The following is a 12,529-nucleotide window of genomic DNA, read 5'->3' on the forward strand; positions in this document are numbered from 1 at the left end:
GGGCTCAGGCCAGGGCGCGCAGCACGGTGCGTACGGCATCGACGCGTGCCGGAATCTGCTGGCCCTTGATTTCGATGCGCAGCTTGTCCTGGCCGGCCAGTTTGATGTGCCGCTGTTTCTGCACCAGGTCGATGATGCGCAGCGGCTCCACCGACGGCTTGGGGCCGAACTGGATCAGCGCCTGGCTTTCGCTGGCGTCGATCTTGACGATGCCCAACGCCACGGCACCCAGGCGCAAGCGATGGGTGGCCAGCAGCGTGGTGGCAGCTTCCGGCAACTTGCCGAAACGGTCTATCAGTTCTTCCTGGATGCGGATCAGTTCGTCTTCGTCGTCGGCGTGTGACAGGCGCTTGTAGACCGCCAGGCGCGCATGGACGTCGGCGCAATAGTCCGAGGGCAACAGGGCGGGCGCGTGCAGGTTGACTTCGCAGGCGGAGTTGAAGGGCGCGTCCAGGTCCGGTTCTTCTCCTGCCTTCAGCGCGCGCACGGCCTCGTTGAGCATTTCCGTGTACATGGAAAAACCCACTTCCTGGATATTGCCGGACTGCGAATCCCCCAGCACTTCGCCGGTGCCGCGGATTTCCAGGTCGTGCATGGCCAGGTAGAAGCCCGAACCCAGTTCTTCCATCGCCTGGATGGCCTCCAGCCGCTTCTTGGCGTTGCTGGTGATGGCATCCTCGCCCGGCGTCAGCAGATAGGCATAGGCCTGGTGATGCGAACGGCCGACCCGGCCGCGCAACTGGTGCAACTGGGCCAGGCCGAAGCGGTCGGAGCGGTGGATGACGATGGTGTTGGCGCTGGGCACATCGATGCCGGTCTCGATGATGGTGGTGCACAACAGCACGTTGTAGCGCTGCTGATAGAAGCCCTTCATCACCTGTTCCAGTTCGCGTTCGGCCATCTGGCCGTGCGCCACCGCGATGCGTGCCTCGGGCACCAGTTCTTCCAGGCGTGCGCGGCGGTTGTGGATGGTCTCCACTTCGTTATGCAGGAAGTAGGCCTGGCCGCCGCGCTTGAGTTCGCGCAACAAGGCTTCGCGGATGGTGCTGCCGTCCTCGCGCCGCACGAAGGTCTTGATTGCCAGGCGCTTCTGCGGCGCGGTGGCGATGACGGAGAAATCGCGTATGCCTTCCAGCGACATGCCCAGCGTGCGGGGGATGGGCGTGGCCGTCAGGGTCAGCACGTCGACTTCGGCGCGCAGGGATTTCAGCGCTTCCTTCTGGCGCACGCCAAAGCGGTGTTCCTCGTCGATGATGACCAGGCCCAGCTGCTTGAATTGCACGTCCTTGGACAGGATCTTGTGCGTGCCGATGACGATGTCCACGCCGCCGCTGTTGATGCCCTGGATGGCGGTGGCGATTTCCTTGGCCGAGCGGAAGCGCGACAGCTCCACCACGCGCACGGGCCAGTCGGCGAAGCGGTCGCTGAAGGTCTGCGCGTGTTGTTCGGCCAGCAGGGTGGTGGGGCACAGCAAGGCGACCTGCTTGCCGTTGGCCACCGCCAGGAAGGCCGCGCGCAGCGCCACTTCGGTCTTGCCGAAGCCGACGTCGCCGCACACCAGGCGGTCCATGGGCTTGCCCGAGGTCATGTCCAGGATCACGGCCTGGATGGCGGCCGATTGGTCGGCGGTTTCCTCGAAGCCGAAGCCTTCGGCGAAGGCCTCGTAATCGTTCAAAGGCAGCTTGAAGGAATAACCTTCGCGCGCGGCGCGCTTGGCGTACAGGTCCAGCAACTCGGCGGCAGTGTCGCGCACCTGCTTGGCCGCCTTGCGGCGAGCCTTGTCCCATTGGCCGGAGCCCAGCTGGTGCAGGGGCGCCGCGTCGGGATCGGCGCCGCTATAGCGCGCGATCACGTGCAATTGCGACACCGGCACATACAGCGTGCTGCCGCTGGCGTATTCGAGATGCAGGAACTCCATCTCGCCTTCGCCCATGTCCATGTTGACCAGGCCGTGATAGCGGCCGATGCCGTGCTGGGCATGCACCACCGGATCGCCCGCGCGCAGCTCCGACAGGTCGCGCACCATGGCTTCGACGTTGCTGGCGCGTTCCTGGGCACGGTGGCCGCGCCGGGCGGTGGCGCCCTGGCCGGGGTAGAGGTCGTTCTCGGTGATGAAGGCGATGCGTTCGCCGGGCAGGCTGAAGCCGGTGGTCAGCGGCGCGGCCAGCAGGGCCAGTTCGCTGTGGGACGCGCGGAAGTCCTCGATGGACGCGGGCTCGGCGTCCGGCTGCAGGTTGTATTCGGCCAGCATCTGGCTGAGCGTTTCACGGCGGCCGGCCGAGTCCGCGCACAGCAGCACGCGCCATGCGCCGCTGTCGACCACGGCGCGCAGGCGGCTGACGGGGTCGTCGGCGCGGCGCAGGACGGCCACGTCGGGGGCCGCGCCGATGTCCGGATGCTTGGCGTCGGCCGTCAGCGCCAGGCGCTCGAACTGCTTGAGATGGCCGAACAGGCCTTCACCGTCCAGGAACAGGCTGGCGGGCGGCAGCACGGGGCGTTCACGATCGCTCTTGAGGAATTCGTAGCGGCTGCCCGTGTCCTGGCTGAAGCGGCGCATGGCTTCGTCGATGTCGCCCAGCGTGACCGTGATGGTGCCGGCGGACAGGTAGTCGAACAGGGTGGCGACTTCCTCGAAAAACAGCGGCAGGTAGTACTCCACGCCGGCGAACGCGATGCCGGTGCCGATGTCGCGGTAGGGCGTGGCGCGCGAGGGATCGCCTTCGAAGACTTCGCGGAAACGTGCCCGGAAGCGGTTGCGCGCGTCCTCGTCCATGGGGAATTCGCGGCCCGGCAGCAGCTGCACCTGATTCACCGGGTACAGGCTGCGCTGGGTGTCGACGTCGAAAGCGCGGATCGATTCGATCTCGTCGTCGAACAGGTCGATGCGGTACGGCACCACCGATCCCATGGGGAACAGGTCGATCAGGCCGCCGCGCAGACAGAATTCGCCGGGCGCGGTGACCTGGGTGACGTGGGTGTAATTGGCCAGGGTCAGTTGGGCGCGCAAGCCCGCTTCGTCCAGCTTGTCGCGTTGCTTGAACGAAAACGTGTAGGCCGCCATGAAGCTGGGCGGCGGCAGCCGGTACAAGGCGGTGGTGATCGGCACCGTCAGCACGTCGACCGCGCGATGCATCAGGGCATCCAGGGTCTGCAGGCGCTGGGAAATCAGGTCGTGGTGCGGCGAGAAGGCGTCGTACGGCAGGGTTTCCCAATCGGGCAACTGGCGTACGCGCAAGCTCGGCGCGAACAGGCGGATTTCCTCGGCCAGGCGCTGCGCTTCCAGGGGATCCGCGGTGAGGATGACCAGTGGGCGGCCCGCCTGCAAGGCGAGATCGGCCAGTAGCCAGGCATCGCCGGAACCGGGTGGGCGGGGGTGGGCATAGCGGGCGCCAGGCTTGAGTGCGGCCAGCAAAGAAGCGGTCGCCGGAACCAGGGGAGCCGTCGCGGCCGTGGGCATGGAGGTGGATTCAGCTGACATGAGTGGAAGGATTATAAAATCACCGGCCTATGTCCGTATCTCTTCTTGCTCTCGTTCCTGCCGCCGGTATCGGCAGTCGCGCTCAACGGCTTGACGCCGGGGGGACTTTGGCCGGTGGCATGGCCGCCGGCTCGTCCCGCAGCCTGCCTGCGGGCGCGTCCCTTGGCCTGCCCGCGGGCGAGTCCGCTGTCTCGGCCGGTGCAATGGGCGTGCCCACCCCTGCTGGCGCGGCGCCGCTCCCCAAGCAATACCGGCTGTTGCGCGGCCAGCCCATGCTGCGCCTTGCCGTCGCCGCGCTGCTGGCGGACCCGCGTATCCGCGAGGTGCGGGTGGCCGTGGCGCCCGACGATCCCTGGGCCGCGCAGGCGCTGGCGGGGCTGCCCCGCACGGTGCTGCGCTATTGCGGAGCGTCGACGCGCGCCGGGACGGTGGCCAATGCGCTGGCCGACAGCGGCGCGGGGGCGGATGACTGGGTGCTGGTGCATGATGCGGCGCGTCCTGGTTTGCCGGCCGATGCGCTGGCGCGTTTGATCGATGCCTGCCTGGGCGATGAGGTAGGCGGACTGCTGGCCTTGCCGGTGGCCGATACGGTCAAAGGTGCCCGGACCCCTGGTTCGGGTTCGGGCTCGGACTCGGGCTCGGGCTCGGGCTCGGGTCCTGGGTCGGCCTCCCGCCCGGCCGCGGCCCCCACCTCGAACCCGGACCCGGCTTGTCGCGTGGCCCGTACCGTGGACCGCGATGGGCTTTGGTTGGCGCAGACGCCGCAGATGTTCCGCGCGGGAATGCTGGCCGCTGCGCTGCATGCGGCTGCGCGCGATGGTGTGCCGGTCACCGACGAGGCCTCGGCCCTGGAAGCGGCCGGCCACGCTCCTTTGCTGGTTCCAGGCGCCTTGCGCAACTTCAAGGTGACCTGGCCCGATGATTTCGACTTGATGGAAAAATGGCTATGACTATCCCGTTCCGTGTGGGACAAGGCTTCGACGTGCACGCCATGGTGGAGGGCCGGCCGCTGATCATCGGCGGGGTGACGATTCCGCACAGCCACGGTTTGCTGGGGCATTCGGATGCCGACGTGCTGCTGCATGCGGTGACCGACGCGGTGCTCGGTGGCGCCGGGCTGGGCGACATCGGCCGGCATTTTCCGGATACGGACGCGGCATACAAGGGCGCCGATAGCCGGGTGCTGCTGCGGGCGGCCATGGGCAAGGTGGCGGCGGCCGGATGGCAGGTGGTCAACGTCGATGCGACGGTGCATGCGCAAGCACCGAAGATCGGGCCGCACGCGCCGGCCATGGTCGCCAATATCGCCGCGGACCTGGGGGTGGCGGCCGATGCGGTGAACGTCAAGGCCAAGACCAACGAGGGCCTGGGCTATCTGGGGCGCAAGGAAGGCATCTCCGCCACGGTGGTGGCGTTGCTGGCGCGGACGTAGGCAGTACCGCGGAAAAAAGGCCGACGGAATTCATTCCGTCGGCCTTTCTCTTGAACCGCAACCAGCGTTATTTACCTTGCGCGGTCAGCACTTGCGCGGTGGCGTTGACCACGGCGGCAATGCGGCCGACGTCGCGCAGCTGTTCGGTGCTGTAGCCTTCCTGCTTCAGCAGGGCATAGTGCGACTGCACGCAGAAATGGCACTTGCCGACGATGGACGCGGTCAGCGCGAATAGTTCGAAGCGCTTCTTTTCCACGCCGCCACTGGTCGAGTAGGCGTTCATCCGCAGCTGCGCGGGCATGCCCTTCAACTGGGCGTCGCCGGACATCTCCACGTAGGGATACCAGACGTTGTTCATGCCCATCAGCGAGGCAGCGGTCAGCGCGGCATTGGCGTCGGTTTCGGACAAGCCGGTCTTGAAGGCTTCGACCAGGACGGGGCTGCGCGCGGCGAAGGCGGCAGCCAGGGCAGCGCCGACGGCATCTTCAGGCGTCAAGGTGGAACGGCCGATCACCGAATCCAGATTCAGGCGGATGTCCTTGGCCCAGTCAGGCACTTGTTCCTTGATAGCTTGGAGGAATTCCATAGTTTTTACCTATCATCTGAGGCTGTTAAAGCCCGGCGAGCCGGGCTTGGACAGGCCTGAAGACTCCATCGGAGCGTCAGGCCCGCGCATCGTGCTTACAGCGTGCTGCCGCCAACCGTGCGGTTGCAGGCGCACAGTTCGTCGGTTTGCAGGCCGTCCAGCAGACGCAGCACTTCTTCCGGGTTGCGGCCGACGTTCAGGTTGTTCACCGAAACGTGCTGGATGACATTGTCGGGATCGACGATGAAGGTGGCGCGCAGCGCAACGCCGGCCGACTTCTCGCGGATGCCCAGTTGGTCAACCAGGGCGCCGGTGGTATCGCCGAACTGGTAGTGGCCCAGCTTGCTCAGGTCCGGATGCTCACGGCGCCAGGCCAGCTTGACGAATTCGTTGTCGGTCGAACCGCCCAGCAGGACGGCGTCACGGTCTTCGAAATCCTTGGCCAGCTTGTTGAAGCCGACGATTTCGGTCGGGCACACGAAGGTGAAGTCCTTCGGGTAGAAGTAGATCACCTTCCACTTGCCGGGGAACGAGCTCTCGGTGATGTCTTCAAAGGCCGACACGCCGTTTTCTTCGTGCTGGTTGAAGCCGGGCTTGACGCCAGCAACCTTGAAGGGCTCGAGTTTATCGCCAACTGTTTTCATGCAAACTCCAGAGTTTGTTGGTGGTGAAAATTCTTACAAGCGTTAAATTCTACGCTATTGATTTTCACTGTCTAATTGATAATTCCTAACCTTCGTTTTGGGTAATTCTATCCGCGCGGTCAGGCCACCACCTTGTCGGGGCAGCATTTTCAGCGAGCCGCCGACGTGCTTGAGTAACCGTTCGACGATAGCCAATCCCAATCCCGCGCCGCTGACACCCGTGCGCGCCGCCTCGCCTCGAGAAAAGGGACGTAGCAGGCGTTCGACGTCGTCGCTGGCGATGCCCGGGCCGCGGTCGGAAACCTCGATGGCGATCATATTGCCTTCGGGTTGCACGGCCATGACCAGATGCGCCTGGCCGTCACCGGAGCGGCCGTAGCGGCGTGCGTTCTCGATCAGGTTGCTGACGATGCGCTTGAGGTCCAGCGCGGTGATGCGGGCTCGCAGGCCGGGCGTGATGAAGGCCTCCAGCTCGCCGCCCGTCGAGGCGGTGTGGCTGCGTTCCCGCTCCAGCAGTTCGGTCAGCACCAGGGAAATATCGGTGGCCATCTGCGGCAAGGTACCGGCGGGGCGCGCGTACTCCATCAACTGGCCGATACTGTGGTCGATCTGCGCCAGGTCCTCGTCGATGGCCTGGCGCGCGTCTTCCGACACGCCGCTCATCTCGATTTCCAGGCGCATGCGTGCAAGCGGTGTGCGCAGGTCGTGCGAAATGCCGGCCAGCATCAATTCCCGGTCGGCTTCGGTCTGGCGGATGTCCTTCGCCATGCGGTTGAACGAGGCATTCAGGTCGCGGATCTCGGCCGGACCGTTTTCCGGCAGGGGCGAAGGGGTCTCGCCCCGCGACAGGATCTGCGCCGCCCTGGCCAGGCGCGACAGCGGCCGGTTGACGAAGCCCACGCTGACGGCAGCACCTACGAGGGAAAGGAGTAGCGCGGTGGCGCCCCAGCCCAGCCACTCGATGCCGCCGGTCAAGCCTATCTGCTCCCGCTCGAACACCAGCCAGTAAAGGTCGTGATCGATCTGGAAACTGACCCAGAAACCGGGAACCTGGTTCACGCCCCATGAAATCTGCGTTTCCGGGCCGAAGCGCGAGCGGATATGGTCGGCAACGCGCTGCCAGTAATCGTCGTGGGGGAGGGGTTCTGCGAAGTCGGTGACCTCACGGGGATAGACCTGGATACCTTCATTGGTGGCCAGGTCGAGCAGCAGCTTGCTGCGTTCATCGGCCTGGGAATACACCAAGGCCGTACGAGTGATATTGACGGCCGTAATCACCCGCTGCGCCATTTGATTGGCGCGCGGTCCCAGCTCCATACTGAAAAACACCTGCAACCAAGCGCCGAGACTGACCAGCATCAAGGCGGCGAGCAGGAGAAAAGTACGGCCGAACAGCCCTAGACGTATACGCGACGCCATGCTTTATGAAGATCCTGCACGGGCAGGGCAGGGACGTCGCCCCTCATGCCCCCGCCCGTGGGAATGGATCAGCTACCGCCGTCCGGGACGAAGACGTAGCCGAGTCCCCAGACGGTCTGGATGAATACCGGCTTCGACGGATTGGGTTCGATCAGCTTGCGCAAGCGCGAGATCTGAACGTCCAAGCTGCGGTCGAAGGCTTCGTACTCGCGGCCGCGCGCCAATTCCATCAATTTGTCGCGCGACAGCGGGATTTTCGGGTGGCGTGCAAACACCTTCAGCACGGAGAATTCACCCGTCGTGATCGGCACCTGCTCGTTGTTGCGGGTCAGGGTGCGGGTCGAAAGGTTCAGGACGTACGGTCCGAAATTGATGGATTCGTTTTCCTGGCTGGGCGCGCCGGGGTGTTCCTCGGTACCACGGCGGCGCAGGATCGCATTGATCCGGGCCAGCAATTCCCGGGGGTTGAAAGGTTTGGACAGGTAGTCATCCGCACCCATTTCCAGGCCGACGATGCGGTCGATTTCTTCCGCCTTGGCCGTCAGCATGATGATGGGGGTGTTGTCATGGCCCCCACGCAGCCGGCGACAGATGGATAATCCGTCTTCGCCGGGAAGCATAAGGTCCAGCACCAGCAGGTCGAAGTGTTCTCGCTGCCAGAGCTTGCCCATCTCCTTGGCGTCCTCCGCTACGAATACGTTGAATCCCTGTTCAGACAGGTATCGCCGCAGCAAGTCGCGCAAGCGGGGATCGTCGTCGACGACCAGGACCTTTCGGGTGGGGGTAGTGTTTTGCGTGTTCATGGCGGCAAATGTAACAGCGCGGATTTTGGACCGCTAGTGGGCGTTCACAAGATATTACACATTGGGAATATCAGTAGAAATCCCCCTTACAAACTAGGCAGATACGGGTTTTCCGTACAATCTTTCTCCATGAATCTGACCCTTCTCGCTCTGGAAACGTCTTCTTCGCGCTGTGGCGTGGCCCTACTCCATGGCGATCCGAAAAATCCGCAGGTCCTCATCCAGGAGCATGAGGGCGCCCAGGAGCACGCCGAGCGTTTATTACCCATGGCGCGTGAATTGTTAGCGCAGGCGGGGCTGGACGTGGCCGACCTGGATGCGGTCGCCTTCGGCCAGGGCCCCGGTGGCTTCACCGGATTGCGGGTCGCTTGCGGGGTGGCCCAGGGCATTGCACTGGCGCGCGACATCCCCGTTTTGCCGGTGGTGTCGCACCAGGCGGTGGCCGCTTTGGTGCCGGCACGGCCGGACCAGGCGCTGGTGGTGGCCCTGGATGCGCGGATGGACGAGGTCTACCTGGCGGTCTATCGCCGGGTCGATGGCGCGGCGGACGACACCCGTTGGCAAGTGCTGCAGGCGCCCATGCTGATCGCGGCGGCCGAGGCCGTACCCTGGGTGGAAGCCCAGGTGGGACGCTGGAGCGAACAGGCCGCGCTGCCCTTGTCCGTGGTGATTGCCGGCGATGCCTGGGACAGCCTGGGGGCACATATGGCGCCGCCGGCGGATTGGCCCCGGTTTGACGCCACCCGGCCCGAGGCGCGCCAGGTGGCGCGGCTGGCCGCGCAGGCCTGGCGCCGGGGCGAAGCCATGGCGGCCGAGCTGGCGGCGCCGCTCTACGTGCGCGACAAGGTGGCGTTCACGACGGCGGAGCGGATGCAGGGGCAGGGGGGCAATCCCAAGGCCCAGCCGGCCGCGCCGTCGTCGCAGATCCTGCCGCCCACGCCTGCGCCGCGGGTGGTGGGATTAAGGGGCGCCGAGCTGGGACCGCTGCATGGCGATGATCTGGACGAGATGGCCCGCATCGAAGCCGCGGTGCAGGCCTTTCCCTGGACGCGTGGCAACTTCGCTGACGCGCTGGCGTCCGGCTACGACACGTGCGGGGTTCGGCGCGAGGGCCGGCTGCTGGGCTTCTGCATCCTGATGCACGCTCCGGATGTGTCCCATCTGCTGGTGATCGCGGTGGAAAAGACCCTGCACGGTCAAGGGCTTGGCGGCCATTTGATGGAATGGTGCGAGGCTCGCACGGTGGGGCGCGGAATCAGCGGGCTGCTGCTGGAGGTGCGTCCGTCCAATACGCGTGCCCTGGCGTTTTACGAAAGGCACGGTTTTCTGCGGATAGGCGTGCGGCGCGGTTATTATCCGGCCGGCAAAGGACAACGCGAGGACGCCGTGGTGATGCAGAAGCGCTTGTCGCAAGACGAGGGAGCAGGGAATGACTGAGGCGGGAGCCCCGGCGCCGTTGCGCGTCAGTGGCCTGCAACGGGCATGGCTGCGCGAGCTTGGCATCGAGAAAGTATGGGCGCGGCAGGAAGCCGCCGAGCCGGACACCGGCGCGGTGGCGCGCGCAGGCGCGGATGGCCGCGCTGACGCGATCCAGTTGCCCGCCGCGGGGGGCGCCGCCGCTGCGCTTGCTGCTGCACGGGGCTTGGCCGCGCCGGGATCGCCGCAGGCCGGCAACGCGGGCAACGCAGCCGCTGGGGCCGGGCGGGCCGCCGCGAACACCGCCGCTGCGCGTACCACGATGGATGGCGCCGCTCGTGGCGCAACCGGCGCCATGGCCGCTGCAATCGAAGCCGGTGACGAAGCGGATACTGGCGCCAGTCACGTTGCCGGTCCCGATCTCGGTGCCGATCTCGGTGCCGATCTCGGTCCCGATGCAGCGGATGGCTCCGCTGCGCGGGCCGGCAATCCGCCGGACGCGGGCGCCGCTACGGCGGCGGCTGCCCTGGCCGCCGCGCGCGGGCAGGGCGCGCGGCCGTCATCCGCCCCGCAAGCCAGGTCGGCCGGGTCGGCCAAGGGCGAACAGGCCCCGACGGCGCCCATGCCGGACGTCAACACCCTGGATTTCGAACAATTGCGCGAGCAGGTCACCGCCTGCACCGCCTGTGGCCTGTGCAATGGCCGCCGCCAGGCCGTGTTCGGCGACGGCGCGCAGTCGGCACGCTGGATGGTGGTGGGCGAGGCGCCGGGTGAGCAGGAAGACCGCCAGGGCCTGCCCTTCGTGGGCCGCTCCGGGCAATTGCTGGACGCCATGCTGGCGTCGGTCGGCATGACCCGGCAGGACGATGTCTTCATCGCCAACGTCATCAAGTGCCGGCCCCCCGGCAACCGTAATCCCAAGCCCGAGGAAATCGCCGCCTGCAGTCCGTATCTGCTGCGCCAGATCGCCTTGCTCAAGCCGGAACGGATCCTGGTGCTGGGACGTTTCGCCGCCCAGACCCTGCTGGGTACCGACGCGGCCGTGGGCAGCCTGCGCGGCCGCGTGCATACCTTGCGTACCGACGGCCGCGAAATTCCCGTGGTGGTCAGCTATCACCCGGCATATCTGCTGCGCAGTCCGAACGAGAAAGCGCGCAGCTGGAAGGATCTGCAACTCGCCGTCACCGGAGAGTAGATTCCTGCCCACGGCAGGGGGCGCCCCAGGGCAGGCGCGGGTCCGAGGCGGCCCGCCGGCCCGGGGCCCGAGGTCCCAGTCCCAGGTCCCAGGTCCCAGTCCCAGGTCCAGGTCGTGGCCCTGGTCCCCGGCTCAGTGGCGCCCGTGCTCCAGCGCCTGGCCGTGCCCTTCCTGGCCGATCTGGTCCAGCAATTCCGGCGTCTTGCGCAGGTTGCTGTAGCTCCAGCGGATGAAAACCACCATCAGCAGGGCCACGGCCGAGCCGAAGATGAAGATCACGGTACCGATGGGCAGGTTCAGGTACAGCAGCACCGTGTAGATCGCCACCATCAGCAGGATGTTCAACTGCTCGTTGAAGTTCTGTACCGCGATGGAATGGCCGGCCGACAGCAGTACGTGCCCCCGGTGCTGCAGCAGCGCGTTCATCGGCACCACGAAGAAGCCGGCCAGGCCGCCGATCAGCAGCAGCAGGGCATACACGCTCCAGGTAGCGTGCACGAAGGGCATCAGCAGGACCACCACGCCCATCAGGGCGCCGACGGGCAGCACGTCCAGGGCGCGGCGCAGGGGCACGCGGCCGGCCAGCACCGACCCGATCACGGTACCCACCGCCGCCACCAGCATCAGGATCGAGGCCTGGCTCAGCTTGTAGCCCAGCTGGGTTCGTCCCCATTCGATCACGATCAGCTGCAGGGTCGCGCCCGCGCCCCAGAACAGCGTGGTGACCGCCAGCGAAATCTGGCCCAGGCGATCCTTCCACAAGATGCGGACATAGCCGCCGAAGGTCGAGATCAGCTTGATCGGGTTTTTCTGCTGCGGCGGATAGCGCACGTGGGTATTGGGAATCAGCAGGTTGCACACCGCTGCCACCAGATACACGACGGCGATCACCAGGATGGCGGCCTCGGCGGGGGTGTGGGCCAGGCGGCGCACCAGCGGCCAGTGCAGCAAGGTATGGGAGACCCAGGGGGAAATCAGCGCGCTGCCCAGGGCCGTACCCAGGATGATGGAAAACACCGTCAGGCCTTCGATCCAGCTATTGCCCTTGATCAGCATGCTGGGCGGCAGCATTTCCGTGACGATGCCGTACTTGGCGGGCGAATACGCGGCGGCTCCCACGCCCACCAGGGCATAGGCGGCGCTGACCAGGTACACCTGGTGGCCGTGGCTGATGCCCAGGCTGGCATAGGAGAACATCAGCAGGCAGCCGGCCACCTTCAGGGCGTTGGTCACGAACATGACGCGGCCCTTGGGGTAGGAGTCCGCGAAGGCGCCGACGAAGGCCGCCAGCAGCACATAGGCCAGCGCGAAGGACCACTTCATGACCGGCGTCATCCAGTCCGGACCGCGCAATTCCTCGATCAGGGCGATGGCCGCGATGAACAGCGCATTGTCTGCCAATGACGAGAGGGCCTGTGCGGCCATGACCAGGAAAAAGCCTCGTTTCAAAAGTGTCCCCGCGCGACGTTGCCGTCCAGTTACCGGCGTTCGCCGTCTTCCAAATAGGCTGCGCCGGGTCTCCCACGCTCGCGGACTGGCCACTTCATGGCCCACCA

At 66.0% G+C, this 12,529-nt stretch carries 10 protein-coding genes; 4 read left to right on the forward strand and 6 right to left on the reverse strand.

Annotation, left to right across the window (positions count from 1 at the left end; translation table 11 throughout):
* Window positions 1–4 precede the first annotated feature (4 nt).
* Entirely contained in the window at window positions 5–3,478 is a 3,474-nt protein-coding gene (mfd, locus tag CEY05_RS29780; protein WP_369826016.1) for a transcription-repair coupling factor, read from the reverse strand.
* 203 nt (window positions 3,479–3,681) lie between these two features.
* Here mfd and CEY05_RS29785 point away from each other — a divergent pair, with 203 nt between their 5' ends.
* Both CEY05_RS29785 and ispF read left to right on the forward strand, forming a co-directional pair.
* A complete protein-coding gene (locus CEY05_RS29785; RefSeq protein ID WP_088600950.1) occupies window positions 3,682–4,428 on the forward strand; it encodes a 2-C-methyl-D-erythritol 4-phosphate cytidylyltransferase in 747 nt (248 codons plus the stop codon).
* Window positions 4,425–4,910 carry a 2-C-methyl-D-erythritol 2,4-cyclodiphosphate synthase gene (gene ispF / locus CEY05_RS29790; RefSeq protein WP_088600897.1) on the forward strand — a complete coding sequence of 162 codons (486 nt, stop codon included), beginning with the start codon at window positions 4,425–4,427 and terminating at the stop codon, window positions 4,908–4,910. The genes CEY05_RS29785 and ispF overlap by 4 nt, the downstream gene beginning before the upstream one ends.
* Before the next feature lie 67 nt (window positions 4,911–4,977).
* Here ispF and CEY05_RS29795 read toward each other — a convergent pair whose 3' ends face one another.
* The 4 genes from CEY05_RS29795 to ompR all read right to left on the reverse strand — a co-directional run bounded on the left by CEY05_RS29795 (window position 4,978) and on the right by ompR (window position 8,362).
* Window positions 4,978–5,496 (reverse strand): carboxymuconolactone decarboxylase family protein, encoded by a 519-nt coding sequence (locus CEY05_RS29795; RefSeq protein WP_088600898.1) that lies wholly within the window; start codon window positions 5,494–5,496, stop codon window positions 4,978–4,980.
* Between the two features lie 95 nt (window positions 5,497–5,591).
* Window positions 5,592–6,140, reverse strand: a complete 549-nt coding sequence (locus CEY05_RS29800) for a peroxiredoxin (RefSeq protein ID WP_088600899.1) — start codon at window positions 6,138–6,140, stop codon at window positions 5,592–5,594.
* A 54-nt stretch (window positions 6,141–6,194) separates the two neighbouring features.
* Complete coding sequence (locus tag CEY05_RS29805) at window positions 6,195–7,559, reverse strand: ATP-binding protein (RefSeq protein ID WP_088600900.1); 1,365 nt, start codon at window positions 7,557–7,559, stop codon at window positions 6,195–6,197.
* 68 nt (window positions 7,560–7,627) lie between these two features.
* A complete protein-coding gene (gene ompR, locus CEY05_RS29810; protein ID WP_088600901.1) occupies window positions 7,628–8,362 on the reverse strand; it encodes a two-component system response regulator OmpR in 735 nt (244 codons plus the stop codon).
* Window positions 8,363–8,491: 129 nt separating this feature from the next.
* On the opposite strand from ompR, the gene tsaB reads away from it, so the two are divergent.
* Window positions 8,492–9,799, forward strand: coding sequence for a tRNA (adenosine(37)-N6)-threonylcarbamoyltransferase complex dimerization subunit type 1 TsaB (gene tsaB / locus CEY05_RS29815; RefSeq protein ID WP_088600902.1), 1,308 nt, complete (start codon window positions 8,492–8,494; stop codon window positions 9,797–9,799).
* Complete coding sequence (locus CEY05_RS32040) at window positions 9,792–10,973, forward strand: uracil-DNA glycosylase (RefSeq protein ID WP_369826017.1); 1,182 nt, start codon at window positions 9,792–9,794, stop codon at window positions 10,971–10,973. The genes tsaB and CEY05_RS32040 overlap by 8 nt, the downstream gene beginning before the upstream one ends.
* A 132-nt stretch (window positions 10,974–11,105) precedes the next feature.
* On the opposite strand, the gene lplT is transcribed toward CEY05_RS32040, so the two are convergent.
* Complete coding sequence (gene lplT, locus CEY05_RS29825; RefSeq protein WP_088600903.1) at window positions 11,106–12,422, reverse strand: lysophospholipid transporter LplT; 1,317 nt, start codon at window positions 12,420–12,422, stop codon at window positions 11,106–11,108.
* Window positions 12,423–12,529 lie beyond the last annotated feature (107 nt).

The sequence above is a fragment of the Achromobacter sp. HZ34 genome, assembly GCF_002209485.1.
Taxonomy (GTDB): domain Bacteria; phylum Pseudomonadota; class Gammaproteobacteria; order Burkholderiales; family Burkholderiaceae_B; genus Bordetella_C.

Excerpts from the sequence above, each read along its gene's own strand:
- mfd (WP_369826016.1), bottom strand. The coding sequence starts at position 3,478 with ATGTCAGCTGAATCCACCTCCATGCCCACGGCCGCGACGGCTCCCCTG.
- CEY05_RS29785 (WP_088600950.1), top strand. The coding sequence starts at position 3,682 with ATGGGCGTGCCCACCCCTGCTGGCGCGGCGCCGCTCCCCAAGCAATAC.
- ispF (WP_088600897.1), top strand. The coding sequence starts at position 4,425 with ATGACTATCCCGTTCCGTGTGGGACAAGGCTTCGACGTGCACGCCATG.
- CEY05_RS29795 (WP_088600898.1), bottom strand. The coding sequence starts at position 5,496 with ATGGAATTCCTCCAAGCTATCAAGGAACAAGTGCCTGACTGGGCCAAG.
- CEY05_RS29800 (WP_088600899.1), bottom strand. The coding sequence starts at position 6,140 with ATGAAAACAGTTGGCGATAAACTCGAGCCCTTCAAGGTTGCTGGCGTC.
- CEY05_RS29805 (WP_088600900.1), bottom strand. The coding sequence starts at position 7,559 with ATGGCGTCGCGTATACGTCTAGGGCTGTTCGGCCGTACTTTTCTCCTG.
- ompR (WP_088600901.1), bottom strand. The coding sequence starts at position 8,362 with ATGAACACGCAAAACACTACCCCCACCCGAAAGGTCCTGGTCGTCGAC.
- tsaB (WP_088600902.1), top strand. The coding sequence starts at position 8,492 with ATGAATCTGACCCTTCTCGCTCTGGAAACGTCTTCTTCGCGCTGTGGC.
- CEY05_RS32040 (WP_369826017.1), top strand. The coding sequence starts at position 9,792 with ATGACTGAGGCGGGAGCCCCGGCGCCGTTGCGCGTCAGTGGCCTGCAA.